Here is a 25,402-nt window from a genome sequence, read left to right on the forward strand (position 1 = left end):
TAATTAATCCTCGGAAGCATTATGGTGCATTCAAATCGCCTAACCATGATGCCTATAGACCACTAAGGACTGCACAATAGATGACACTATTAAAACGCATGCTTGCCCCTTTGGCATTAACCTTGTTTTCATGCTCAGCTGCAGCAGCACCTTCAGACTCTGAAGTCGAAGCACTAAAAGCCGAATTTATCAAAACCCAGAGTGGCAAGGGGTTTGATGCCGAAGACACCACTATTTTCATCAAAAATGCAAAGTATAACCAAGCCGTTATCGATGCCATGACCAAGCCTTGGGAAGCCAAACCTTGGCATCAGTATTATCCAATATTCTTAACTGAAAAGCGTCTAGATGCGGGTCTTGCCTTCTGGAAAGAGCACGCAAAAACTATCGAACGAGCATCAAAAGAGTTTAATGTCGATCCACAGATTATTGTGGCCATTATCGGCATCGAAACTTTTTATGGTGGTTACATGGGTAATTACCCTGTTAAAGACGCACTCTATACCTTAGGTTTCCATTATCCACCACGCGCCACCTTTTTTAGAAGTGAATTCGCAAATCTGCAGTCGCTAGTAAAAGAAGAGCGCTTAGATATCAATAGCCTCAAAGGCTCCTACGCAGGCGCAATGGGCTTTGGTCAGTTTATACCGTCAAGCTACCGCCATTACGCGGTCGATTTTGATAATGACGGCAGCCGCGATCTACTTATCAGCACCACAGATGCCATTGGTAGTGTGGCTAACTATTTTCATCAGCATGGTTGGCAAAAAAACCAGCCAGTAACTCTTCAATTAACCTTGAATAAAGACTTACCTGATACAGTCAAAACCTGGTCTGGGGAGAAACTGCATTATCAGGTTGCCGATATCCTATCGCCAAATGTCGCACTTGCTGAATCAATAGATCTCGACGTATCGCAACCGGCTCTAGTGGTTAAACTCGAGCAAGCCGAACATGATGAGTATTGGCTAGGCCTTAAAAACTTTTATGTTATCACCCGTTACAACCGCAGCCCTCTGTATGCCATGGCCGTGTACCAGTTTAGCCAGGAATTAAAGAAAGCCTATGCCACGCAATAATACTCTCGCCATCTTGCTTTTAACTGCCACCCTAGCCGCATGTTCTAGTGGTGGTCGCTACGAACTTGATGACGATAAAGCGCCGACTTCAGCCCCTGATGTAACAAAAGTTGAAGATGCTCATCCCAAATATGAGCCCTACAGTCGTGGCGGCAACAAAAAAAATTACACCGTATTAGGCAAAAGCTATCAAGTTATGGATACAGGTGAAGGTTATGCCGACAAGGGCATCGCCTCATGGTATGGGGCTAAGTTTCATGGCCACCTGACCTCTAACGGTGAAACCTATGACATGTACTCCATGTCTGCAGCCCATAAGACACTGCCGCTACCTAGCTATGTAAAGGTGACTAACCTAAAGAACAACAAGACGGTTATCGTTCGCGTAAATGACAGAGGCCCGTTCCATGCCGATAGAATTATTGACCTCTCTTACGCTGCGGCTCACCGTCTAGACATGCTAAAAACGGGTACAGCAAATGTCAGTTTAGAAGTCATCTATATTGCCGATCCTGAGTCTAGCGCGCTTGCCGAATTAAAAGGCACAGAGCTGCACTATATTCAGGTGGTTGCCTCATCTAGCAAAGAACGCTTAGACAGCCTAGCGAGTGCTTTAGAGCAAAAATATCAGGTTAAAAGCCGGGTGCAGAGTGCCAATAACCTCTACAGACTTCAGCTCGGTCCAATAGGCCAGCAGCAGCTTGCAACTAAGCTAACCGAGAAGCTGAAACAAGAGGGGTACCCGCAAAGTTACCTGCTTACAGAATGAACCAAGATTAATGAACCAACGCTGAATTCCCTTGTCGACTAATGTTATACTCGTGGGAATTACACTTTCTTCATACATCAACTTATTAAGACGTGCATTATTAATATGAATTTATTGAACAAACCTTTAAAAACACTTTTGTTCGCGACTTCAGTCGCCGCCTTATCGGCACATGCGGCCCCCGTCGTTACCCCAAATGCACCAACAGTTGCGGCCAAAGCCTATGTGCTGATGGATTACAACACCGGACAGATCATCGCTGAAGAAAACGCTTACGAAAGCTTAAACCCAGCCAGCTTAACTAAGATGATGACCAGCTATGTTATCGGTCACGAAATTAAAGTCGGCAATGTTTCACCAAGTGACGAAGTTACAATTAGCAAAAAAGCCTGGTCTAAAAATTTCCCTGATTCGTCTAAGATGTTTATCGAAGTGGGTAAAAAAGTCACTGTAGAAGATCTAAACAAGGGCATTATCATTCAATCGGGTAACGATGCCTGTGTTGCTATGGCTGAACACATTGCAGGCACAGAAGATGGCTTCGTTGACCTAATGAACTCTTGGGCTAAGCAGCTAGGTATGCAAGATAGCTACTTTGAAAACAGCCACGGTCTAGACTCTGACAATCACAAGAGTACTGCCTATGATATGGCAATTCTAGGCGCTGCGATTATTCGTGATGTACCAGAAGAGTACGCTGTTTACAAAGAGAAATCATTTACCTACAACGGGATCAAGCAGTACAACCGTAATGGCTTATTATGGGATAAGAGCCTGAGCGTTGACGGCATCAAAACCGGTCACACTTCAGGTGCAGGCTTTAACTTAGTAACCTCTGCGACCAAAGACGGTATGCGTCTAATCTCTGTTGTGATGGGTACCAAGAGTGAAGCGGCGCGTAAGGCTGAAAGCAAGAAACTACTTAACTACGGCTTCCGTTTCTTTGAAACTGTTACACCATACAAAGCTGGCGACACATTTGTCACTCAAAAAATCTGGTACGGCGATCGTGAGACGATTGACTTAGGTGTGGTAACTGACACCCCGATTACCATCAGTCGCGGTCAAGCTAAGAACCTACAGGCTAACTTTGAGCTAACTAAAGAGCTTAATGCACCAATTGCTAAAGGTGAAACTGTTGGTCGTGTTTACTTCCAACTAAACGGAAAAGATATCGCTCAGTTCCCACTTGTAACCCTACAAGAAGTAAACGAAGGCAGCTGGTTCAGCCAGTTGATGGATTACTTTAAGCAGATGTTTGCAGGTTGGTTTAGCTAAGCCATACTCGGTATATCAAGAAGCCACCCTAGGGTGGCTTCTTGCGTTTTATACTTCAAACAAGCCTATACCACTTGAATAAGGTATAATTGCCACCATATAAGTGAATATTGAAATCTTTGAGAGTGAAACATGTTAGATACTAAATTTGATGAACTGATGGAATTTCCTGCTTCTTTTCCATTTAAAATTGTAGGCGATGCGAGTGACACATTAGCTGACCGTGTTGTAGCTGTGGCACAAAGCCTAGCACCTGGCGATTATGCGCCGACAACAAAAGCTTCAAGCAAAGGCACTTACAACTCAGTAACCATACGTATAACCGTCACGAGTAAAGAGCATATCGAGAAACTTTATACTCAACTTGCGGCGATTGAAGGCGTTAAACGCGTACTATAAATATTAATCATTAATGATAAATGTGATCCGTATTACATTTATCATTTTGAAGCGTATAATAGCCCGCACAAATATTTGAGGGGAGAGGTTGCCCTTGTACGATAACGCTTTGCATATTCGTCATCTAGGTAAACAAGATTACGAATCAGTGTGGCACGCGATGCAGCACTACACAGATAATCGCGATGAGAACAGCCAAGATGAGATCTGGATTGTTGAACATACGCCAGTTTTCACTCAAGGCCAAGCAGGTAAGAGTGAGCACATTTTAAACCCTGGTGATATTCCTGTTATACAGGTAGACCGTGGTGGTCAGGTGACTTACCACGGCCCTGGACAACTCGTAGTTTACCCTCTTCTCGATATTAAACGCCTTAAAGTGGGTGTACGTCAGCTCGTCACTCACATTGAACAGAGCATCATTAACATGCTCAAACGTTATCAGATTGAAGCTTATGCCAAAGCTGATGCGCCAGGTGTTTATGTTGAAGAACGAAAAATAGCATCACTCGGTCTTAGGATCCGTAAAGGGTGCTCTTTCCACGGATTGGCCCTCAATGTCGATATGGATATGTCACCATTTCAGCGCATAAACCCTTGTGGTTACGCTGGCATGGAAATGATCCAATGCAAACAGCTCGGTGGACCACAAACTGTCGAAGAGGCAGGTGCCCAACTGATCGAAACCCTTAGCCAAGAACTCGGTTTAGATAAGCTAGTTCACCACCAAGGATTACCAGAGTCATATGAATAGGCCTGAAAGATTACAACCTGGCGTTAAACTAAGAGACGCAGACAAGGTTTCCCGCATTCCAGTGAAAGTGGTGCCATCTGAACGTGACACCATGTTGAGAAAGCCTGACTGGCTTCGAGTTAAGCTACCAGCATCAAATCAGCGCATTACTGATATTAAGCAAGCCCTGCGCAAAAATGGCTTGCACTCTGTATGTGAAGAGGCATCTTGTCCAAATCTATCTGAGTGTTTCAACCACGGTACTGCTACCTTCATGATTTTAGGTGCCATCTGTACCCGCCGTTGCCCATTTTGCGATGTAGCTCATGGCCGCCCGCTAAAACCTGATGCCGAAGAACCGAAGAAACTAGCGCAAACCATCAAAGACATGAAGCTTAAATACGTGGTCATCACCTCTGTAGACCGTGATGACTTGCGTGACGGTGGCGCGCAGCATTTTGCAGACTGTATTCGCGAAATTCGCTTACTCAACCCAGAAATTAAGATTGAAACCTTAGTACCTGACTTCCGCGGCCGTATCGATGCAGCGCTTGAGATCTTAGCAACCGAGCCACCTGATGTGTTTAACCACAACTTGGAAACGGCGCCGATGCATTACCGTAAGGCTCGCCCAGGTGCTAATTATCAATGGTCATTAGATCTATTGAAGAAGTTTAAAGAGCGTCACCCTAACATTCCGACTAAATCAGGTCTGATGATGGGTCTTGGTGAGACTAACGAAGAGATTGCTCAAGTATTGCATGATCTACGAGCTCACAACGTTGAGATGCTAACCTTAGGTCAGTACTTACAGCCTTCTAAATTCCATCTACCAGTAGAGCGCTATGTATCACCAGCAGAATTTGATGAGCTAAAAGAACTGGCCGAAAGCATCGGCTTTACCCATGCAGCATGTGGTCCACTGGTACGCTCAAGCTACCATGCAGATCTTCAAGCACAAGGTAAAGAAGTTAAATAGCTAGCTTCCTAAGCGTTTAACACTGAATATAAAAATAGCGCCTTTTGGCGCTATTTTTATTTGGATTCGACATCAATAACAGCAAGTAATATCAATTAGAAATTCAACTGCATCAGTATCGCATCTTCGCTACCAGTTTCAGTCTTGTAGTAGCCTTTACGAACACCCGTTTCCATAAAACCTAGAACCTCATAAAGGGCCCTTGCGGCCGCACCAGATTGACGAACCTCTAACAATAATACCTCAGCACCTTTTGCCTTTGCCTCGGCTATCACAGCGTTTAACAACGCCTTACCGTGACCTTTGCCCTGATAGTTTGGAGCAACACAAATATCCATCAAAGTCGCATCTTCAAATATTTGATGCAAAATAGCGAAACCGCAAAGCACTTCGCCATCAAAGATCCCCAAGCTAGTATACAAATGACCAAAGCAGCTTTTAATCGTAGCCTCACTCATAGGATGACTATGTGCGCTCGAAGCAACAGCAGCCATTTGAGCGGATATATTTTCACTTAGCAATTGCGGCTCCACTAAGCCTCCTTACTAAGCATATAAGCTTGCATATTAGCCCATAGCGCTCTCTTTGCTTCAACACTGCTTTCTAGCTCGTTAATCGGCGCTGAAACCACTCTATCAACACCAGATACTGCTTGCTTACCACGCATGTCCCAAATAACTCGACTACCAACTTCGGCTCGCACAGCAAAGCGACAATGATTAACGTCAGCGCCAATCAAACTGAGCACAATGCCAATGATTGGACTATCGACATCTTTGATCCGCAGAGGGTTTACCAGCACGGTCATTATATCCGCTTGTGGGATAGCCTTTTTCCAGCGGGTAATGCCCATGGCATCAAGATAAGCATTCTTTTCCATGACGACTCAGTTTAAAGGGGATTAAATACAATATAGCGCTAGCATAACAGTTAGCTTGCACGGATATAAAATGGTTTGAGTGATTAAGCCTAAACAGCTCATACCAATCATCAACTAGGGATATAATCATAAATAGCAGATACGAAAAAGCCGAGCTAATGCTCGGCTTTCTCTAAATTTTGGCAGGGGTGGGGAGATTCGAACTCACAACATCCGGTTTTGGAGACCGGCGCTCTACCAATTGGAGCTACACCCCTGTCGACGAAAAGGATTATGCTTAATCGTCCCCAAAAGGTAAAGCTTTTTTTATAAAATGCTTATCAACTGCAGGAATTTCGGTCAATTGAGACTGTAACACTAAAAAATGAGAATTGATAAGCTACAGATGCAAAAAAGCCGAGCTAATGCTCGGCTTTTTCTAATTTGGCAGGGGTGGGGAGATTCGAACTCACAACATCCGGTTTTGGAGACCGGCGCTCTACCAATTGGAGCTACACCCCTGTTGAGGACACTGATTTTGCTTAATATCAGCCAAAAGGTAAAGTACTTTTTAACGAAAGCTTACTGCCTGCGGCTTTTTCAAACATTTAGTCTGTACTTTAACCATTTTACCCACAAATCCCCCTCAAAACACTTCCTATATGAGCTAAACAAACGAGAGTTATAATCCACAGGGAGAAGGCAAAGCAGGTCTTCTTTCTGCTACACCATCAATATGTTTAATGTCTTGCGCTTGTAGACTAGCGACCTGATTTAACACCTGCTGTGGAGTGATAATGTCATTCGCAATATGAAAAACCCAATCTATATCCTGCTGGTACTCTCTTAACTCATCAGAATCTACTGGACCAATAGAACCATCGGCACCTTTAGGCATGAACCATAAATTGAAGTTAATCGACATCAGCTTCTCTGGAGCCACGTTCTCGGAATGAGTAGAGATAAGCTTGCCGTCAACATAATAATTGACCTCATCTTTTTCTACGGTCATTACCAATATTCTCCAGCCGGCATAACTTCCTTCTTTTCTTGTGTACTCGTTAACTTTAGTCCAAGGCTCAAGTTGAAATGTTTCCCAAGTGGTCGTCCACATGGCTGGTGAGCTGTCACTGCCCCAGCCACCATTGGGCAGGTACTCAAAATCGACTTCGCTGTAACTGGGATCTAATGGGAACTCTAGCGGACTAATGGTATAGAAAGTTTGAATAACTTCATCTCCATCTGGCCCATAAGTTGGTGTGTCACGGAAGAACACTCTCGATGCATAGGTTCCTTCTAGGTACTTACGTTTGTGACAAAACTGAGTGTGACGTGTATTCGTCCCTCCTCCGGCGGTAACAGAGCTCATTCTAATCGCCCCGCGATTAGCATCCTTAAGCTCAGGATGAAAACTCAAACCTTCAGCAGACCATGTTGCCCCAGCAATACCAGGATGACCGGTTTCAGTTCTGGCTTTCCAACCGTTACTATTAAAGCTCTTGACGTCGGTATAACTAAATTCATCGAAGAAAACCTGTTCATTGCCTTCTTGTGACTGATTAGCTTGAGACTGATTTGCTTGAGAAAAGTTAGAAAAACCCAAAGATACTGCAAACGTTAATATTGATAAGCTCTGTAATGTATTCATCATATTTCTATATCCTTTAGATTTAATGACAACGCTGTCAAACCTATCATTATACTTTTACACTTGTTATCACCCATTAGTCGTATTCCCTTCATACAAACAACAATAAAGAGTCTACTACCGTTAACAAGTAAGCATATTCAAACTGCTGTTGGCGTATCGCTCTTGGACGTGTGCCTCTTCTGGCCCATAAGCGTGTTGTTGTGTTCTGTAGTCCAAAGCGAGCCTCATTCTGGAACCATGATTTTGGTAAACCTGACGACTCGCTCTAATGCGACGCTGCCAGAAATGTTAAGGATCGTTTCCAGTTGGAACTTTTTTAAAAGCAGCTTGGACTTCAGTAGATTGTTTGGGGTGTTTCGAGCGACTCGTTACCCAGCTAAAACCTAATTGTTCCAGCAACTTGTAAATCGCATTAGGATGGAAATCAACATTAAACTGTTGTTGGATATATTTAAGGATGGCGTCCCCGGTAAGTCTGCCACCAGAGCTACTTTTGCACTGTTCTTCTATATCGGCACTAAGTTGCTGTTTTTGAATTGAGCTCAAGTAGCTATCACGACCTTTATTCTTCTTGGCACCCAATCCTTTGAGGCCGCTCGAAAGGTACTTGGCTACCCAAGCGTTAACAGTGGACCGGGCCACTTTGAGTCTCAGCGCTATAAGTTTTCAAATGAAAATACTGATTAAGAAAGGTGCTTATATTAGATCACAACTCATTACTGATTGGTATTAGCAGCTGGAAATGACCGTATCGGTTCGCGCAGCGAAAACATGGGGTAAAAGTAAAGTACTTGGAATACGTAGTATTTAGCCTTGCTTGAACGCGGAGAAGTTCATCTTCGTAGCGGGAGAGCAAGGCACACGGAAGTGCCGAATGCCGGAAACGCATGGATGCAGTTTCTGGGCAAGCCCAGCGGCGGGACGACGTAGGGAGTAGTTCTTTTCACGCAGTGTATATACGAAAAAAGCCCGTTGCATTTTCTGTTAGGGCTTTTTCGGCTGTCTTTCGTGAAGAAGTTGGCGCCTGGAAATGGCCAGCTACGCTAAAGCTTCGCGCTGAACCACATGGATGTGGTGAATGCAGAAAATGTCTGGAACTATTTTAGGCCATTAGCACATCGCTAGCGCGGTATTCGCCCTACGACCGCCATGGATAATGGAATGGACCCATCCACTTTTAATCGGCCTCGCAATGGGCCACGATGTAGTTGCTTAAACTCATCAGAAAGAGGACGGGTCCACTATGAACATTACTACAATTGGTCTTGATATCGCAAAGTCCGTTTTTCATTTTGTTGGCGTTAATAAAGCCGGAAAGCTTGTCAAAAAGAAGATAATTAAGCGCAAAGAGTTAGTGCTTTTTCTTGCTCAAATAGAACCTTGCCTTGTTGTGATGGAAGCCTGTGGCGGTGCAAACTATTGGGCTAGGGAGTTCGAGAAAGTTGGCCATCAAGTTAAGTTAATAGCACCCCAGTATGTCGTTCCCTACAGACAAGGAAATAAGAATGACTATAACGATGCACTTGCGATAGCTGAAGCAGCACAACGCCCCAACATGCGCTTTGTAGAGCCTAAGCCAGTAGAGCAGCAAGATATTCAGATGCTGCATCGAATGAGAGAAAGACTAAACAAACAATCTACTGCACTGATAAATCAAGTGAGAGGTATGCTCGCTGAGTACGGCATTGTCATCACAAAAGGAAAAGCGTCTTTTAGGACAAAGCTACCAGATATTCTAGAAAATGCCGATAACGAATTAACAGTCAAAGGCCGAAGTGTTTTTTATCAACTATATGAAGAGTTTAATGACATTGAGAAGCGACTTAAAAACTGTGATGCCCAAGTTCAACAAGAGGTGAAAAGTAACCAAGTATGCCAGCGCTTAGAAAGCGTACCAGGCATTGGCCCTGTGACTGCCACAGCATTTTATGCAGCTGTTGGGCAAGGTAAAGATTTTACCAATGGGAGACATTTTTCAGCATGGTGCGGTCTAGTACCCAAACAGCATAGTAGTGGCGGGAAAAATAATTTGCTTGGTATTAGTAAGCGAGGAAACGCTTATTTGAGAACGCTATTTATCCACGGGGCAAGAACTGTCTTACAGCATAGTTCTAATAAAACTGACAGATTTAGTTGCTGGGCTAGCGCACTTGCAGAAAGGCGTGGCTTTAACAGAGCTTGTGTTGCCGTAGCTAATAAGCTTGCACGAATAGCGTGGGTTATAGCAGCAAGAGAAGATGAATACCGTATCACAGTATAAATTAATCATTAACGCGTCAACTTAACGAGATAATCATAAGTTTTGCTAACCACCAAGTTGCCAAGATAATTGATTTGATGATGAGACAGTCAGACTGTTCTGCTTAAAACCTTGCTTCGCCACAGGCTCTAAAGAAGCCGTAAGGATGATAAGGAAAGTAGAAGCAAATATCCATCAGGGCCAGAGGAGTACCTCAATAACAGGCCGAATATATGGGTGCAATGAACTCTTCTCAAAGTCGATATTAAATATCTTGCAAACCGGATGGGTCCATATATGGGGAAGTGTCGATATTGAAGGAGCATTTATCGACCTCCACATGGGTATTGAGCCTCACTACGTTCGGACTCTTTATTTTCCCATGCTCGAGTATTATTTCAAAAGCCGTTAAACGAAAAAATCCCCAACACATAGTGCTGGGGATTTATCGCTTCTCTTTCGAGCATAATTTAGCGCCTGGAAATGACCTACTCTCACATGGGGAGACCCCACACTACCATCGGCGATATTGCGTTTCACTTCTGAGTTCGGAATGGATTCAGGTGGTGCCACAACTCTATGGTTTCCAGACAAATTTGGTAAATTTAGAAAGCTGGACTCGCTATGCAAGTCTTAATAAATTGGGTTCACACTACATTAAGTGTTTTCTAATTCTGGTTTCTATAAGAAACATAGTTAACTCATAAAACCCATCAGGGTTGTATGGTTAAGCCTCACGAGTCATTAGTACAAGTTAGCTCAACGCCTCACAACGCTTACACACCTTGCCTATCAACGTCCTAGTCTCGAACGGCTCTTTAGAGGAATTAAATTCCTAGGGATGACTCATCTTAGGACTCGCTTCCCGCTTAGATGCTTTCAGCGGTTATCGATTCCGAACGTAGCTACCGGGCAATGCTATTGGCATAACAACCCGAACACCAGCGGTTCGTCCACTCCGGTCCTCTCGTACTAGGAGCAGCTTCCTTCAATCATCCAACGCCCACGGCAGATAGGGACCGAACTGTCTCACGACGTTCTGAACCCAGCTCGCGTACCACTTTAAATGGCGAACAGCCATACCCTTGGGACCGACTTCAGCCCCAGGATGTGATGAGCCGACATCGAGGTGCCAAACACCGCCGTCGATATGAACTCTTGGGCGGTATCAGCCTGTTATCCCCGGAGTACCTTTTATCCGTTGAGCGATGGCCCTTCCATACAGAACCACCGGATCACTATGACCTACTTTCGTACCTGCTCGACGTGTATGTCTCGCAGTTAAGCTGGCTTATGCCATTGCACTAACCGTACGATGTCCGACCGTACTTAGCCAACCTTCGTGCTCCTCCGTTACTCTTTGGGAGGAGACCGCCCCAGTCAAACTACCCACCAGGCACTGTCCCGAACCCCGATTCAGGGGCCGCGGTTAGAACATCAAAACTACAAGGGTGGTATTTCAAGATTGACTCCACTCCATCTAGCGACGAAGCTTCAAAGTCTCCCACCTATCCTACACATGTAGGTTCAATGTTCAGTGCCAAGCTATAGTAAAGGTTCACGGGGTCTTTCCGTCTAGCCGCGGGTATACGGCATCTTCACCGCAATTTCAACTTCACTGAGTCTCGGCTGGAGACAGCGTGGCCATCATTACGCCATTCGTGCAGGTCGGAACTTACCCGACAAGGAATTTCGCTACCTTAGGACCGTTATAGTTACGGCCGCCGTTTACCGGGGCTTCGATCATGAGCTTCTCCGAAGATAACCCAATCAATTAACCTTCCGGCACCGGGCAGGCGTCATACCGTATACTTCCTCTTGCGAGTTTGCACAGTACTGTGTTTTTGATAAACAGTTGCAGCCACCTGGTATCTGCGACTCCCGGCAGCTTAGAGAGCAAGTCTCATCACCGCTAGGAGCGTACCTTCTCCCGAAGTTACGGTACCATTTTGCCTAGTTCCTTCAGCCGAGTTCTCTCAAGCGCCTTAGTATTCTCTACCCGACCACCTGTGTCGGTTTGGGGTACGATTCCTGCTAACCTGAAGCTTAGAAGATTTTCCTGGAAGCATGGCATCAACTACTTCAGTCCCTTAGGACCTCGTCATCAGCTCTCAGCCTTAAGTACACCCGGATTTGCCTAAGTGTACAGCCTACAACCTTAAACGCGGACAACCAACGCCGCGCTAGCCTAGCCTTCTCCGTCTCTCCATCGCAGTTAGCAGAAGTACGGGAATATTAACCCGTTTCCCATCGACTACGCCTTTCGGCCTCGCCTTAGGGGTCGACTCACCCTGCCCCGATTAACGTTGGACAGGAACCCTTGGTCTTTCGGCGAGGGGGTTTTTCACCCCCTTTATCGTTACTCATGTCAGCATTCGCACTTCTGATACCTCCAGTGTGGGTTACCCCTTCACCTTCAACGGCTTACAGAACGCTCCTCTACCGCACCAGTGTAAACACTAGTACCCATAGCTTCGGTGTATTGCTTAGCCCCGTTAAATCTTCCGCGCAGGCCGACTCGACTAGTGAGCTATTACGCTTTCTTTAAATGATGGCTGCTTCTAAGCCAACATCCTAGCTGTCTAAGCCTTCCCACATCGTTTCCCACTTAGCAATAACTTTGGGACCTTAGCTGATGGTCTGGGTTGTTTCCCTTTTCACGACGGACGTTAGCACCCGCCGTGTGTCTCCCGTATAGTACTCATTGGTATTCGGAGTTTGCAAAGGGTTGGTAAGTCGGGATGACCCCCTAGCCTTAACAGTGCTCTACCCCCAATGGTATTCGTACGAGGCGCTACCTAAATAGCTTTCGAGGAGAACCAGATATCTCCGAGTTTGATTGGCCTTTCACCCCCAGCCACAAGTCATCACCGCATTTTTCAACATACGTGTGTTCGGTCCTCCAATTGATGTTACTCAATCTTCAACCTGCCCATGGCTAGATCACTCGGTTTCGGGTCTACACCTTGCAACTAAACGCGCAGTTAACACTCGGTTTCCCTACGGCTCCGCTATTCGCTTAACCTTGCTACAAAATGTAAGTCGCTGACCCATTATACAAAAGGTACGCAGTCACGGTCTCAAGAACCGCTCCCACTGCTTGTACGTATACGGTTTCAGGTTCTATTTCACTCCCCTCACAGGGGTTCTTTTCGCCTTTCCCTCACGGTACTGGTTCACTATCGGTCAGTCAGGAGTATTTAGCCTTGGAGGATGGTCCCCCCATGTTCAAACAGGATGTCACGTGTCCCGTCCTACTCGTTTTCACGTAAAGTTAGTTTTCATGTACGGGGCTATCACCCTGTGCCGCTGTGCTTTCCAACACATTCCACTAACACCCTCTACGCTTAAGGGCTAATCCCCGTTCGCTCGCCGCTACTAGGGGAATCTCGGTTGATTTCTTTTCCTCCGGGTACTTAGATGTTTCAGTTCCCCGGGTTCGCCTCACTACACTATGTATTCATGTAGTGATACATGCTTATGCATGTGGGTTTCCCCATTCGGACATCGTTAGCTCAAATGCTTGTTACTAGCTCGCCAACGCTTTTCGCAAGTTACTACGTCCTTCATCGCCTCTGACTGCCAAGGCATCCACCATATACGCTTAGTCACTTAACCATACAACCCAAATAAGTCTCTATGAGATTATCCGTTGTTCTGAGCGGGTAAGCTCACAACAGCCGTATCGTAACTAATGGTTTCTACTTTCGCCAAAATTAGAATTTTTACCTCATCATCCAACAAGTTAATGTTAAACAACGAGCTAAGACACTTAATGTTAAGTGTTTATAGAACTCAATTTTTTAATTTCGCAATAATCTTTCGATTATTACTATCAGCTTTCCAAATTTTTAAAGAACGATATCAACTACGTGAAGTAGGATATTTCGTCGCTCATCCCTACAAAGTAGAGACAAACAAGCAATCTGTGTGAACACTCAACAACTATTAAGTTAGTCGTATAGGTAAGGAGGTGATCCAGCCCCAGGTTCCCCTAGGGCTACCTTGTTACGACTTCACCCCAGTCATGAACCACACCGTGGTAAACGCCCTCCCGAAGGTTAAGCTATCTACTTCTGGTGCAGCCCACTCCCATGGTGTGACGGGCGGTGTGTACAAGGCCCGGGAACGTATTCACCGTAGCATTCTGATCTACGATTACTAGCGATTCCGACTTCACGGAGTCGAGTTGCAGACTCCGATCCGGACTACGACCGGCTTTGTGAGATTAGCTCCACCTCGCGGCTTCGCAACCCTCTGTACCGACCATTGTAGCACGTGTGTAGCCCTACTCGTAAGGGCCATGATGACTTGACGTCGTCCCCACCTTCCTCCGGTTTATCACCGGCAGTCTCCCTAAAGTTCCCACCATTACGTGCTGGCAAATAAGGATAAGGGTTGCGCTCGTTGCGGGACTTAACCCAACATTTCACAACACGAGCTGACGACAGCCATGCAGCACCTGTCTCAGAGTTCCCGAAGGCACTAAGCTATCTCTAGCGAATTCTCTGGATGTCAAGAGTAGGTAAGGTTCTTCGCGTTGCATCGAATTAAACCACATGCTCCACCGCTTGTGCGGGCCCCCGTCAATTCATTTGAGTTTTAACCTTGCGGCCGTACTCCCCAGGCGGTCTACTTAATGCGTTAGCTTGAGAGCCCAGTGTTCAAGACACCAAACTCCGAGTAGACATCGTTTACGGCGTGGACTACCAGGGTATCTAATCCTGTTTGCTCCCCACGCTTTCGTACCTGAGCGTCAGTCTTTGTCCAGGGGGCCGCCTTCGCCACCGGTATTCCTTCAGATCTCTACGCATTTCACCGCTACACCTGAAATTCTACCCCCCTCTACAAGACTCTAGTTTGCCAGTTCAAAATGCAGTTCCCAGGTTGAGCCCGGGGCTTTCACATCTTGCTTAACAAACCGCCTGCGTACGCTTTACGCCCAGTAATTCCGATTAACGCTTGCACCCCTCGTATTACCGCGGCTGCTGGCACGAAGTTAGCCGGTGCTTCTTCTGCGAGTAACGTCACACCCAAACGCTATTAACGCTTGAGCTTTCCTCCTCGCTGAAAGTGCTTTACAACCCGAAGGCCTTCTTCACACACGCGGCATGGCTGCATCAGGCTTTCGCCCATTGTGCAATATTCCCCACTGCTGCCTCCCGTAGGAGTCTGGACCGTGTCTCAGTTCCAGTGTGGCTGATCATCCTCTCAGACCAGCTAGGGATCGTCGCCTTGGTGAGCCATTACCTCACCAACTAGCTAATCCCACCTAGGTTCATCCAATCGCGGAAGGCCCGAAGGTCCCCTCCTTTCCCCCGTAGGGCGTATGCGGTATTAGCAGTCGTTTCCAACTGTTATCCCCCTCGACTGGGCAGATACCTAGGCATTACTCACCCGTCCGCCGCTCGTCACCTCAGGAGCAAGCTCCCTTGTGTTACCGCTCGACTTGCATGTGTTAGGCCTGCCGCCAGCGTTCAATCTGAGCCATGATCAAACTCTTCAATTAAAGTTTTTTTTGCTTCTTCCACCTTACAAGTAAGGCTAAATCAGCGGCTCAACGAATTCTGTATTACATATTGCTATGAACACTCATTCATTAAGTCAATTTTTGATTGCCTCATTCTTTACTAGAAAGAAGTAGACAATTTCGAATAACTTAATCTCTGTGAGTGTCCACACAGATTTGCTTGTCATATTGTTAAAGAGCGGTGCTAATTCTATTAAGACTAAGTCTTTCAAACTAGCGCCTTAGACGCTTAGGTCGTTTGGCTGAGGAGGCGTATTCTACACTCTCCAGTGTCGGCGTCAAGCGCTTATTTTAAGAAGTTTTTCAAGCGATGATTCTTTGTTCACTCTCGTGTCAACAACCATCAAATGAAGCTCTTAAACCGCTTCTCACCAGATTCAAATCTCTTTCGATTTTCGAATCGCTAACACCGCTGCAAGTCCCGTGCTCTCTAGCGTTTACGCTGGGTAGTTGGCCTGCTGTGCCGTGTCAGTGGATGCGCATTATAGGGAGTTCCCGGAAGAGCGCAAGGGGCTTTCTCAATAAAACCTAAACAACTTAACTAAACGAACATTAATGAGCCACTATGCGGTTTAATCCAGCTAAAACACCTAACTTGATAGAGTCTCAGGCCTCTAGCCTCTTCTTCGCGACCAATAAAAGCTCGGTTTTTCCCTAAAAACTTTCATCCGCTTCTATATAGCGCTACTTATTGTATAGTCTATCGTCATATTGGCATTCTAAAGTATTCAGGCTAGCATGATACTGATGGGTTCTAGGCGTCATCGGCGTCAATTCATTTTAACCATGGATAGAAAAATGATTAAAACAATAAAAATAGGCTGCGTTAAACTTCAGCTTCCCACCTACAGCGCTGCGTTGGTTAGCACGTTTCTGCTATTGGGCTTATCTGCTTCATCATCCCAAGCCAACATTATCTACACTTGGGTCGATGCCAATGGCGTCACTCACTATAGTCAGCAGCCTCCGGAAGATGATCAAACGCCTACTCATACAGATAAGCTATATAGTGACGATCTTAAACCTAAGCAAATAGGTACTGTCGCTCCTTCACCTCCCATTGTTAAAAATCAAGCTCAAACCGATTTAGAGAAAACGGCAGCAGCGATAAATCAGGCGGATTCTGCTCAAGCAAAGCAGATCTGTGAAAATGCTCGTCACAGCCTTAACGTACTGACTACTCATGCAAAGCTAAATAAGAAAAATAAACAGACTGGTGAAGTCGTCGCGATGACCGAAGAACAAAGGCAGGCTTCGATCTCGGAACAGAAAGAGAGAATTAAGCTATTTTGCACGGATTAGTCTTTAGCAAAAAATGATACTAAAGCTATATCCCTTTAAATATTAAAAAACAGACTCTACGGAGTCTGTTTCATCAGCAAGAGACGCAGTTACTTGGTAGCTTGTAGATTGTACATTGAACGTGGAACACCATCTTCACAGGCTTTTTGCCCCGCCGCCCAGCCATCATCAAAGCGTTGTAGACCATCCAATGCTGTATCTTTCTTTATTGAGTCATATAACTCTGTCTGCTTTTTCGCTGTAACATAAGCATTTTTACAGCCGCGGTAATAACCGTAGTGGTAGAGGCTCTCATACTCTTTATTGCCTTCACCAATATAAGGCGCTGACACCTGCTTTTCTTCATAATCAGAACTTGAAGAACAGCCAATCACACTCAGTGAAACTAATGCGATAAAGGCTAATTTTTTTTTCATTATGCTCTGCTCCTTGTCCATATCAATTTTGAATGCTTAATTTAACTACTTAATTTCAATACATACCTTGAGTATCATCCATTACTCAAATATTACCAATTTGGCTAATGCCAATGATAAAGGCCTAGTATTGATAGCAAATATGTTTAGCTCAATTATATGCTTAGCTCAATTATATGCTTAGCTCAATTATATGCTTAGCTCAATTATATGCTTAGCTCAATTATATGCTTAGCTCAATTTTCAGCCATAAAGCTCAATATACATTAACAAAGGTAAGTTAACAGGGTTTGCCGCAATTTTTATACAAAAAAGGCTTCAACAAATGTTGAAACCTTTTATTGAGCTTTATATTAAACACTCGGCCTGTTCGGCTTGCTGTTTTAACTCACATTATTGGCTAAACACTAAGGTGTCGTTTTCAACTGAAACCTTAATATCCTTGCCAGGCAAGAGCTGACCACTGAGGATCTGCTGTGCCAATGGATTTTCAACCTCTTGCTGCAATGCTCTCTTAAGTGGTCTTGCACCATATACAGGATCAAAACCCGCTCGAGCAATCAATGCTAGAGCGTCATCACTCATCTCAAGTCCATAATCCTTGTCTGCAAGGCGTTTTTTAAGGCCTTCAATTTGGATCTTGGCAATATGGGCAATATTCTTCTCATCAAGTGGATGGAACACTACCGCCTCATCGACACGGTTCAAAAACTCAGGTCTGAAGTTCTGCATCACCACCTGCATCACATCAGACTTCATCTCATCATAGCTTTGAGTACCAAAGCCCAATTGGATGAGATCTGAACCTAGATTAGAGGTCATGATCACCACTGTATTTCTAAAGTCTACCGTGCGCCCTTGTCCATCGGTTAGGCGTCCATCATCTAATACTTGCAGTAAGATATTAAAGACATCTGGATGCGCCTTCTCAACTTCATCAAGTAGGATCACCGAATATGGTTTACGTCTCACAGCTTCCGTTAAGTAGCCGCCCTCTTCATAACCCACATATCCTGGAGGGGCACCAACTAATCGTGAAACCGAATGTTTTTCCATAAACTCAGACATGTCGACTCGAACGAGTGCAGATTCGGTATCGAACAAGAATTTAGCAAGCGACTTACATAGCTCAGTTTTACCAACGCCTGTTGGACCTAAGAATAAAAAAGAGCCAATTGGACGATTCGGATCTGCAAGACCAGCTCGGCTACGACGAATTGCATTAGACACAGAATCTACTGCTTCGTTTTGGCCGATAACTCGTTCGTGCAGCGCATCTTCCATCTTAAGCAGCTTGTCACGTTCCCCTTCGAGCATCTTAGATACCGGAATACCTGTAGCCTTTGATAAAACTTCGGCAATCTCAACATCGGTAACCTTATTCCGCAATAAGGTCATATCTTGCATTTCAGCTTGCGCCGCTAAATCTAGCTGCTTTTCAAGCTCTGGAATACGTCCATACTGCAGCTCTGACATACGAGTTAAGTCACCCGCACGTCTAGCCACTTCAAGATCCATACGTGCTTGCTCTAAATCAGCTTTTATATGCTGAGTACCAGCTAACGCTGCTTTCTCGGTATGCCAAATCTCATTTAGCTCAGCCCCTTTCGCTTCAACATCTTTAAGCTCAGCACGCAATGTGTCTAAACGGCGTAAGCTGGCTTCATCAGCTTCTTTACTTAACGCTTGCTCTTCAAGCTTTAGCTGAATAGCACGTCGTTCCAATCTATCTAAAGATTCCGGCTTAGAGTCAATCTGAATACGGATGCTCGATGCAGCCTCGTCAATCAGATCGATAGCTTTATCTGGCAACTTACGATCTGAGATATAGCGATGTGACATACTTGCCGCAGCAACAATCGCCGGATCGGTAATTTCAACGTGATGATGCAGCTCATAGCGCTCTTTCAGACCACGTAAGATAGCGATAGTGTCTTCAACACTCGGCTCATCTACCAGCACTTTCTGGAAACGACGCTCAAGCGCTGCATCTTTTTCAATGTACTGACGATATTCATCCAATGTTGTTGCGCCCACGCAGTGTAGATCACCGCGTGCCAGCGCAGGCTTTAACATATTGCCCGCATCCATCGCGCCATCAGACTTACCCGCACCTACCATAGTGTGTAGTTCATCAATAAAGAGGATCACTTGGCCCTCCTCTTGAGACAACTCATTGAGCACCGCTTTTAAACGCTCCTCAAATTCACCGCGATACTTAGCACCTGCCACTAATGCGCCCATGTCCAATGACAATACACGCTTATTCTTGATGCCTTCGGGGACTTCGTTGTTAATGATCCGCTGCGCTAAGCCTTCAACAATCGCCGTTTTACCGACACCCGGCTCTCCGATCAATACAGGATTGTTCTTGCTACGGCGCTGCAACACTTGAATGGTACGGCGAATTTCATCGTCACGACCAATAACTGGGTCTAATTTCCCCTGCTCTGCTCGCTCGGTAAGATCGACGGTAAACTTCTTAAGTGCTTGACGCTGATCTTCAGCATTAGGGTCGTCCACATTTTGTCCGTTACGAATTTGGTCTATAGTCGACTCCATCAACTCTTTAGTCGCACCGGATTGTTTTAGTGCTTGCGCTAGGCTGTCATTCCCCTCTAGCGCCGCTAATACAAACAGCTCACTAGAGATAAACTTGTCTTTACGCTTTTGCGCCAGCTTATCGCATAAATTGAGTAGGCGAATCAATGCCTGAGATAGCTGTACATCCCCGCCAGTCCCTTCGACTTGAGGTCTTTGTTCTAGATCTTTACTCAATAACGAGCGCAGAGTACTTACTTGGATCCCTGCTTGCGTGAGTAGAGGGTGAATTGAACCACCATCTTGATTCAGTAACGCCATCATCAAATGTGATGGTTCGATAAATTGATGATCTCGGCCTAGTGCCAATGACTGAGCATCCGAGATGGCAATTTGGAATTTATTGGTCATACGATCGAGTCGCATAAATCCTCCGATAACTCAAAAATAGTGATTAAAAGGCAATGGGCATTGCATATCTGCTTCGAGAAACCGAATTGGATAGCATTCATACCGCCATTTATGAACGATAAAAATCCATTCGCACTTCTATTCACATAAGAAAAGGTGATTCCGCTATTAAGCAGAATATCTGTTACTTAAAAGATGGGGGCTATTTGAACAATATCAAGTCGAAAAGGAGTAATTAAGTTAGCGACTAAGCCAAATAAATGATGCCATGCGGCCGGTAATGCCTTCGCGGCGATAGGAAAAAAATGTTTCTGTGTCAGAAACTGTGCAGCGTGGATCGCTATAAATACGTTTTACGCCCAATAACGACAATCTAAATCTGGCTAATCCGTGAATATCAGCCATAAACTTTTGTTCCCCATCAGCATTGACATGAGCAGAGAAAAACTGACTTGTTTGCGGGTGTTTTGCTTCAAATTGCGCTTTAACTTCAGCACCTACTTCAAATGCAGTTGGACCGATTGCAGGGCCAAGATAAGCAATAAGCTCTGCAGGCATATGACTAAACTTACCAATTGCAACTTCAATGATACCGTCACACAAACCACGCCATCCGGCATGTACAGCCGCGACTTCGGTGCCATTTTCATCACATAATAATACCGGCAGACAATCTGCGGTCATCACCACACACACTTGTTGTTCACTTCGAGTGTAGCTACCATCGGCATGATGAACTTGTGAGTGATCGGCATCGACGATGTCGACACTGTGAATTTGCTCGAGCCAGGCAGGCTTTGCAGGAAGATTAAGTTCCTCTGCGATGAGTTGACGATTAGCTAAGACCTTTTGCGGATCATCACCAACATGTAGCCCTAAATTAAGGCTAGCGTAAGGAGACTGGCTGCAGCCACCTTCACGAGTCGAAAAAGCTAGGCTTACTCCAGATGGAATAAACCAAGCTTGATGTTCATTATTACGACTCATTAATACACTGTAGGGTTTTCTTCAGTGTCTTTACGCAGCGCTCTAGTCAGCTTAACCATATCCTCAGGGATAGGTGCTTGCCAGCTCATGATTTCACATGTAAATGGATGCGCTAACTCAAGTCTTACAGCATGCAGAGCTTGACGTCTAAAGCCCATATAGGTCTCAAAGAAATCAGGGGCTGCACCTTTTGGCGGACGTGGACGACCAGCGTAAACTGGATCACCAACCAAAACGTGGCCAATATGTGCCATATGTACACGAATTTGGTGAGTACGACCAGATTCAAGACGTAGTCTCAAACGTGTATGTGCTCTAAACTTCTCCGCTACGCGGTAGTGAGTCATCGCAGGCTTACCATTATGGACAACTGCCATATGAGTACGCTTAGTCGGGTGACGGTCGATTGGCTCATCAACTGTACCACCAGCAATAATAGTGCCTGTGACAATCGCTTCGTATTCACGAGTAATTTCACGAGCCTGTAGCGCCGTCACTAGATGAGTCTGAGCTTCAACTGTCTTAGCCACCACCATCAAACCTGTGGTGTCTTTATCCAGACGGTGAACAATACCTGCACGTGGAACTAACTCAATACCAGGGCAATGATGCAATAACGCATTCATCAAGGTACCACTTTGGTTACCCGCACCAGGGTGAACCACTAAGCCCGCTTGCTTGTTGATCACCAAAATATGGTCATCTTCATAGATGATATCTAAGTCAATCGCTTCAGCTTCAGCTTTAGTTTCTTCTTCAAGCGTGGCGCCAATAGTCACAACCTGACCTTCAAGCACTTTGAATCTAGGCTTGTCAGAAGTCTCACCATCAATAAAGACTGAACCTGATAAAATCCACTCTTTAATACGTGTGCGAGAGTAGTCAGGGAACAAATCAGCCAAAGTTTGGTCTAATCTTTGCCCGGTTTGTGTTGCTGTGATCTCGCTTTTTAGATTAATCTCTTGTGTCATATGAACCGTACCCACTTTTCAGGGTCCAAAAATGTTTACTATCTGTTACAATCGGATTGTTTCTATTTTATCGTGAAATGGAAAAATTCTTAACAATAACTTTAAAAGAATCGAATTCAAGTATGCATAAAATTGCCAAAAGTGTCGCTGTAGTCCTTATCACACTTGCAGCTACGGCCTGTAGTAGTAAACAGGGCGAAGACCCTGCGATGACAAAGAGCTCTCCAGAAGTGCTCTATTCTCAAGCAAGAACCTCTATGGAACTAGGTAATTACAGCAAAGCTGTCCGCTCTCTAGAAGCCTTGGATTCACGCTTCCCATTTGGTCCACATAAGACTCAAGTTCAACTTGATCTTATTTATGCCTATTACAAACTTGACGATCCTGCGTCAGGTATTGCGAATATCGATCGTTTTATTCGCTTAAACCCAACTCATAAAGATATTGATTATGTTTATTACATGCGCGGCTTAGTCAATATGCAGTCTGACCGATACCTGTTTCACGATATGCTAAATATCGATCGTTCTGACCGCGATCCAAAGGCTGCGCAAGATGCATTCAACGATTTCGATAGACTAATTAAGTCATATCCAAACAGTAAGTATGCAGCAGATGCACAAAAACGCATGCAGCACCTAAAAAATAGACTGGCACTTTACTCGATCAAGGTAGCCGAATACTACATAAAAATGAATGCATGGAGTGCTGCCGCGATCCGCGCGCAGTCAGTTTTAGAGACCTATCCAGGTACACCATCAACTGAAAAAGCATTAGAGATCATGTCTACGGCCTATGGTGAACTAGGCCAAGAAAAGCTTAAAGATCATGTACTCATGGTAATGAAGGCTAACTATCCTAATAATAAATTAGTGACTAAATAACCTAAACATTAAGCATGTTTTACAATAAATAAAGGCCTCTTTTTGAGGCCTTTATTTTTTTATTCAATTTTCGACGGATCTTGTTACCGCGCGCAGTCGTAAGCTATTTATACCCATCAGCTAGAGTTACCCTCCTTATAAAGCCTTGAAGAAATCCAACGTCGATAGAGCACTGGCAACATCAACACATCGAAGCCCCAAGCAAAAATCACCACTAAACAAGACAGTAAGCTCAAATGAACGATAGGAGCAAACGCCGATAGCAAACCAATTGAAAACCCCAGCGCGATAGTCAGGGTGGTAAAGCTAATAACCGGCAACACCTTGTACAGACTCAGCCATATCGCACGCTCGCTTAACACCTTGCTATCGGGCAGCTTTAACATCAAATGCAGAGTATCATCGACGATAATCCCTAGCATCATACCTAGTACTACAGCAGTTCCTAAACTAATAAAGCCGCCATTTAGTTGCCAAAGAGCAAAAACCCATAGCAGAGGTAAAAAATTCAATAATAACCCCATAACCCCAAAGATGATTGAACGCTTCAATACACACAGTAAAATCGCCAAAACAATCAGCGCCACGGCGAATGACAGCAGCATATTATTAGCATTTTCAACGCTGAGATGAGCAAACATTAAGTTACTGGCTATGGGGGCACTCACCATAACCTTGGTAGAATGCTCAGCGAGCCAATCACCTACCTTGTGCTCGAAGGCGATTAACTCCATCGCAGTCATCGGCTGCAAATATAGCGTCACTAAACTCGATTGTTTATCTGCCGACAGCTCTCCGGCAAGCCCAAGATCAGTAACAGAGTTGTTGGCCAAGATCTGTTTAAACTGATTCTGGCCCACTCCAGCACTCTTAATCCAATCACCGATATGCTGTACCTTGACCACCTGTGGCTGGCGCTTTAAGAAACGACTAAATTTATAGATAAAACTAATCTCGGCCTTAGCAAGCTGCTCATTGGCAGCACTCGACACCACATAATGCTGTAAATTAATTCCCGAGAAATATTGGGTCATTTTTTCGCTTGAAAGACTAAAAGGGTTTGATGATTCAAAGTAACTTAATGGGTCATCATTTAACGTCAGCTTAGACACACTAACCAGTGCAAAGGCGCTTATCAACACTATGCCCGTCATCACAGCCATAGGTTGTCCAGCATTCCATTTAGCAATGGCTACCACCCCGGAAAAGTCTAGCCCTTTAGTCATTGATGGCTTCGAGTGACGAGCGAAAAAAAGCAGAATTGTTAGAGTCAATAGATAATTGCACAGCACTGCAAACGCCACCAGCAAACCAAAGCTTTGAATAGGAGGGGATGGGCTAAACATTAACAGACTAAAGCCAAATATCGTGGTGATGCTAGAGTAAAATAGCGGCGCCTGATTGATCTTAACCGCGTGGCGCAAGGCTTGCTCATTCGTTTGACCACGATTAATCTCACCACGCCAGCCAAAATAAAGGTGAGACGCATAAGCTAAGCCAAGGGTGACGATAATCACTGGCACAAAAGCTGTAATCGCCGTCAGAGTCAGCTTTAACCAAGCGGCAAGCCCCATACTTAATACTAAAGTAATGCCGCAGTTGATACAGAGCGCTAAAACCCATAGCTTTTGCCTTATAAACAGCACCGCCATCAACAAGATGATGCCTAATAAGGCTGGGGCAAACCAACTCAAGTCATGGCTGAGTACTCTAGCATATTGCCAATTCAGCGCGTGGGTACCATTAAAGTATGTATTGACCCCTAAAGGCTGCCAATATTCGCTACTATCACTATCCATTCTTTGCAATACATCATCTAACCACAGACTCTGAGTTTTAAAGTCTTGGACTCTATGATTACTCAAGCGCAACTGCAGCAAGAGCCCTTGGCCATTTGCCGACAGCACCGAAGCCAGCCGAGGATGAGCTTTATAATTTAAGATCTTATCTTCTTTAGCTGTGCCTTGTACAAACTGGTTATAGCCCTGAATACTCACAATATCTTGACTGGCTTTAAGCTTATCTATGAAGTTAATTAACTGGGCTTGTGGCTCCTTGTCGCGCCAATCTTGTTGAGTCTCTAGCAGCAACCAAAGCTGATCATGACGTTCAAACTTTTCCATCATGCTGTTAAACGCCACAAATCGTGGATCAGAAGGGGCAAAGTAATCGCTAAAATCCACATCAAGATTGAGCCGATGAAACCCCATCAGCGAAATAAGTAACGCGGCAGCGATAACCATAAACATGATTATTGGATATCGCTGAATATGCCAGATGGTGCGCACTTGGTAACCCAATCAATCTCTCCCGGTATTTCAATTAGCTGTTAGCAATGAGTAGTCTATAAAGCCTAGCAAAGTCGCCTTCCACA

At 44.9% G+C, this 25,402-nt stretch carries 18 protein-coding genes, 2 tRNA genes and 3 rRNA genes; 9 read left to right on the plus strand and 14 right to left on the minus strand.

Annotation, left to right across the window (positions count from 1 at the left end):
• The first annotated feature begins 80 nt into the window (after nucleotides 1-80).
• The 6 genes from mltB to lipA all read left to right on the plus strand — a co-directional run bounded on the left by mltB (nucleotide 81) and on the right by lipA (nucleotide 5,237).
• Nucleotides 81-1,079, plus strand: coding sequence for a lytic murein transglycosylase B (mltB, locus tag SPEA_RS16640; RefSeq protein WP_012156369.1), 999 nt, complete (start codon nucleotides 81-83; stop codon nucleotides 1,077-1,079).
• Entirely contained in the window at nucleotides 1,066-1,848 is a 783-nt protein-coding gene (locus tag SPEA_RS16645) for a septal ring lytic transglycosylase RlpA family protein (protein ID WP_012156370.1), read from the plus strand. Before mltB ends, SPEA_RS16645 begins: the two co-directional genes overlap by 14 nt.
• Nucleotides 1,849-1,953: 105 nt before the next feature.
• Nucleotides 1,954-3,126, plus strand: coding sequence for a serine hydrolase (locus tag SPEA_RS16650; protein WP_012156371.1), 1,173 nt, complete (start codon nucleotides 1,954-1,956; stop codon nucleotides 3,124-3,126).
• A 132-nt stretch (nucleotides 3,127-3,258) separates the two neighbouring features.
• Nucleotides 3,259-3,525, plus strand: coding sequence for a DUF493 family protein YbeD (ybeD, locus tag SPEA_RS16655; RefSeq protein ID WP_012156372.1), 267 nt, complete (start codon nucleotides 3,259-3,261; stop codon nucleotides 3,523-3,525).
• Nucleotides 3,526-3,619: 94 nt separating this feature from the next.
• Complete coding sequence (lipB, locus tag SPEA_RS16660) at nucleotides 3,620-4,279, plus strand: lipoyl(octanoyl) transferase LipB (protein ID WP_012156373.1); 660 nt, start codon at nucleotides 3,620-3,622, stop codon at nucleotides 4,277-4,279.
• Entirely contained in the window at nucleotides 4,272-5,237 is a 966-nt protein-coding gene (lipA, locus tag SPEA_RS16665) for a lipoyl synthase (RefSeq protein WP_012156374.1), read from the plus strand. Before lipB ends, lipA begins: the two co-directional genes overlap by 8 nt.
• A gap of 95 nt (nucleotides 5,238-5,332) precedes the next feature.
• On the opposite strand, the gene rimI is transcribed toward lipA, so the two are convergent.
• The 6 genes from rimI to SPEA_RS16695 all read right to left on the minus strand — a co-directional run bounded on the left by rimI (nucleotide 5,333) and on the right by SPEA_RS16695 (nucleotide 8,329).
• A complete protein-coding gene (rimI, locus tag SPEA_RS16670; RefSeq protein ID WP_083766714.1) occupies nucleotides 5,333-5,731 on the minus strand; it encodes a ribosomal protein S18-alanine N-acetyltransferase in 399 nt (132 codons plus the stop codon).
• Between the two features lie 38 nt (nucleotides 5,732-5,769).
• The gene (locus tag SPEA_RS16675) at nucleotides 5,770-6,117 is read right to left on the minus strand and encodes a hypothetical protein (protein ID WP_012156376.1); all 348 of its coding nucleotides are present in this window, start codon (nucleotides 6,115-6,117) and stop codon (nucleotides 5,770-5,772) included.
• Nucleotides 6,118-6,297: 180 nt separating this feature from the next.
• Nucleotides 6,298-6,374, minus strand: a tRNA-Trp gene (locus SPEA_RS16680).
• A 167-nt stretch (nucleotides 6,375-6,541) separates the two neighbouring features.
• A tRNA-Trp gene (locus tag SPEA_RS16685) sits at nucleotides 6,542-6,618 on the minus strand.
• Nucleotides 6,619-6,778: 160 nt separating this feature from the next.
• Nucleotides 6,779-7,747 carry a glycoside hydrolase family 16 protein gene (locus SPEA_RS16690; RefSeq protein WP_012156377.1) on the minus strand — a complete coding sequence of 323 codons (969 nt, stop codon included), beginning with the start codon at nucleotides 7,745-7,747 and terminating at the stop codon, nucleotides 6,779-6,781.
• A gap of 288 nt (nucleotides 7,748-8,035) precedes the next feature.
• Entirely contained in the window at nucleotides 8,036-8,329 is a 294-nt protein-coding gene (locus SPEA_RS16695; RefSeq protein WP_190272077.1) for a helix-turn-helix domain-containing protein, read from the minus strand.
• A 661-nt stretch (nucleotides 8,330-8,990) separates the two neighbouring features.
• Here SPEA_RS16695 and SPEA_RS16700 point away from each other — a divergent pair.
• The gene (locus SPEA_RS16700) at nucleotides 8,991-10,007 is read left to right on the plus strand and encodes an IS110-like element ISSpe2 family transposase (protein ID WP_012153491.1); all 1,017 of its coding nucleotides are present in this window, start codon (nucleotides 8,991-8,993) and stop codon (nucleotides 10,005-10,007) included.
• Nucleotides 10,008-10,461: 454 nt separating this feature from the next.
• Here the strand turns inward: SPEA_RS16700 and rrf are convergent.
• The 3 genes from rrf to SPEA_RS16720 form a co-directional block, all read right to left on the minus strand.
• Nucleotides 10,462-10,577: ribosomal RNA gene (rrf, locus tag SPEA_RS16710) — 5S ribosomal RNA — on the minus strand.
• 132 nt (nucleotides 10,578-10,709) lie between these two features.
• Nucleotides 10,710-13,604: ribosomal RNA gene (locus SPEA_RS16715) — 23S ribosomal RNA — on the minus strand.
• Nucleotides 13,605-13,952: 348 nt separating this feature from the next.
• Nucleotides 13,953-15,495: ribosomal RNA gene (locus tag SPEA_RS16720) — 16S ribosomal RNA — on the minus strand.
• Together the 16S, 23S and 5S rRNA genes form the textbook arrangement of a ribosomal RNA operon.
• 819 nt (nucleotides 15,496-16,314) lie before the next feature.
• On the opposite strand from SPEA_RS16720, the gene SPEA_RS16725 reads away from it, so the two are divergent.
• Nucleotides 16,315-16,818 carry a DUF4124 domain-containing protein gene (locus SPEA_RS16725; protein ID WP_223296516.1) on the plus strand — a complete coding sequence of 168 codons (504 nt, stop codon included), beginning with the start codon at nucleotides 16,315-16,317 and terminating at the stop codon, nucleotides 16,816-16,818.
• An 89-nt stretch (nucleotides 16,819-16,907) separates the two neighbouring features.
• Here SPEA_RS16725 and SPEA_RS16730 read toward each other — a convergent pair whose 3' ends face one another.
• The 4 genes from SPEA_RS16730 to rluD all read right to left on the minus strand — a co-directional run bounded on the left by SPEA_RS16730 (nucleotide 16,908) and on the right by rluD (nucleotide 22,144).
• Nucleotides 16,908-17,234, minus strand: a complete 327-nt coding sequence (locus SPEA_RS16730) for a hypothetical protein (protein ID WP_012156380.1) — start codon at nucleotides 17,232-17,234, stop codon at nucleotides 16,908-16,910.
• A 393-nt stretch (nucleotides 17,235-17,627) separates the two neighbouring features.
• Nucleotides 17,628-20,201 carry an ATP-dependent chaperone ClpB gene (gene clpB / locus SPEA_RS16735; protein WP_012156381.1) on the minus strand — a complete coding sequence of 858 codons (2,574 nt, stop codon included), beginning with the start codon at nucleotides 20,199-20,201 and terminating at the stop codon, nucleotides 17,628-17,630.
• A 225-nt stretch (nucleotides 20,202-20,426) separates the two neighbouring features.
• A complete protein-coding gene (gene pgeF, locus SPEA_RS16740; protein WP_012156382.1) occupies nucleotides 20,427-21,173 on the minus strand; it encodes a peptidoglycan editing factor PgeF in 747 nt (248 codons plus the stop codon).
• A complete protein-coding gene (rluD, locus tag SPEA_RS16745; RefSeq protein ID WP_012156383.1) occupies nucleotides 21,173-22,144 on the minus strand; it encodes a 23S rRNA pseudouridine(1911/1915/1917) synthase RluD in 972 nt (323 codons plus the stop codon). Before rluD ends, pgeF begins: the two co-directional genes overlap by 1 nt.
• Before the next feature lie 122 nt (nucleotides 22,145-22,266).
• On the opposite strand from rluD, the gene SPEA_RS16750 reads away from it, so the two are divergent.
• Nucleotides 22,267-23,028, plus strand: a complete 762-nt coding sequence (locus SPEA_RS16750; protein ID WP_041411049.1) for an outer membrane protein assembly factor BamD — start codon at nucleotides 22,267-22,269, stop codon at nucleotides 23,026-23,028.
• A 116-nt stretch (nucleotides 23,029-23,144) separates the two neighbouring features.
• Here SPEA_RS16750 and SPEA_RS16755 read toward each other — a convergent pair whose 3' ends face one another.
• Nucleotides 23,145-25,328 carry an efflux RND transporter permease subunit gene (locus SPEA_RS16755; protein ID WP_223296517.1) on the minus strand — a complete coding sequence of 728 codons (2,184 nt, stop codon included), beginning with the start codon at nucleotides 25,326-25,328 and terminating at the stop codon, nucleotides 23,145-23,147.
• Between the last annotated feature and the right edge of the window lie 74 nt (nucleotides 25,329-25,402).

The organism is Shewanella pealeana ATCC 700345 (assembly GCF_000018285.1).
Taxonomy (GTDB): domain Bacteria; phylum Pseudomonadota; class Gammaproteobacteria; order Enterobacterales; family Shewanellaceae; genus Shewanella; species Shewanella pealeana.

Bases quoted from the DNA above. Each gene is read 5' to 3' on its own strand.
- mltB (WP_012156369.1), top strand. From the start codon at position 81: ATGACACTATTAAAACGCATGCTTGCCCCTTTGGCATTAACCTTGTTT.
- SPEA_RS16645 (WP_012156370.1), top strand. From the start codon at position 1,066: ATGCCACGCAATAATACTCTCGCCATCTTGCTTTTAACTGCCACCCTA.
- SPEA_RS16650 (WP_012156371.1), top strand. From the start codon at position 1,954: ATGAATTTATTGAACAAACCTTTAAAAACACTTTTGTTCGCGACTTCA.
- ybeD (WP_012156372.1), top strand. From the start codon at position 3,259: ATGTTAGATACTAAATTTGATGAACTGATGGAATTTCCTGCTTCTTTT.
- lipA (WP_012156374.1), top strand. From the start codon at position 4,272: ATGAATAGGCCTGAAAGATTACAACCTGGCGTTAAACTAAGAGACGCA.
- rimI (WP_083766714.1), bottom strand. From the start codon at position 5,731: ATGGCTGCTGTTGCTTCGAGCGCACATAGTCATCCTATGAGTGAGGCT.
- SPEA_RS16675 (WP_012156376.1), bottom strand. From the start codon at position 6,117: ATGGAAAAGAATGCTTATCTTGATGCCATGGGCATTACCCGCTGGAAA.
- SPEA_RS16690 (WP_012156377.1), bottom strand. From the start codon at position 7,747: ATGATGAATACATTACAGAGCTTATCAATATTAACGTTTGCAGTATCT.
- SPEA_RS16700 (WP_012153491.1), top strand. From the start codon at position 8,991: ATGAACATTACTACAATTGGTCTTGATATCGCAAAGTCCGTTTTTCAT.
- SPEA_RS16725 (WP_223296516.1), top strand. From the start codon at position 16,315: ATGATTAAAACAATAAAAATAGGCTGCGTTAAACTTCAGCTTCCCACC.
- SPEA_RS16730 (WP_012156380.1), bottom strand. From the start codon at position 17,234: ATGAAAAAAAAATTAGCCTTTATCGCATTAGTTTCACTGAGTGTGATT.
- clpB (WP_012156381.1), bottom strand. From the start codon at position 20,201: ATGCGACTCGATCGTATGACCAATAAATTCCAAATTGCCATCTCGGAT.
- pgeF (WP_012156382.1), bottom strand. From the start codon at position 21,173: ATGAGTCGTAATAATGAACATCAAGCTTGGTTTATTCCATCTGGAGTA.
- rluD (WP_012156383.1), bottom strand. From the start codon at position 22,144: ATGACACAAGAGATTAATCTAAAAAGCGAGATCACAGCAACACAAACC.
- SPEA_RS16750 (WP_041411049.1), top strand. From the start codon at position 22,267: ATGCATAAAATTGCCAAAAGTGTCGCTGTAGTCCTTATCACACTTGCA.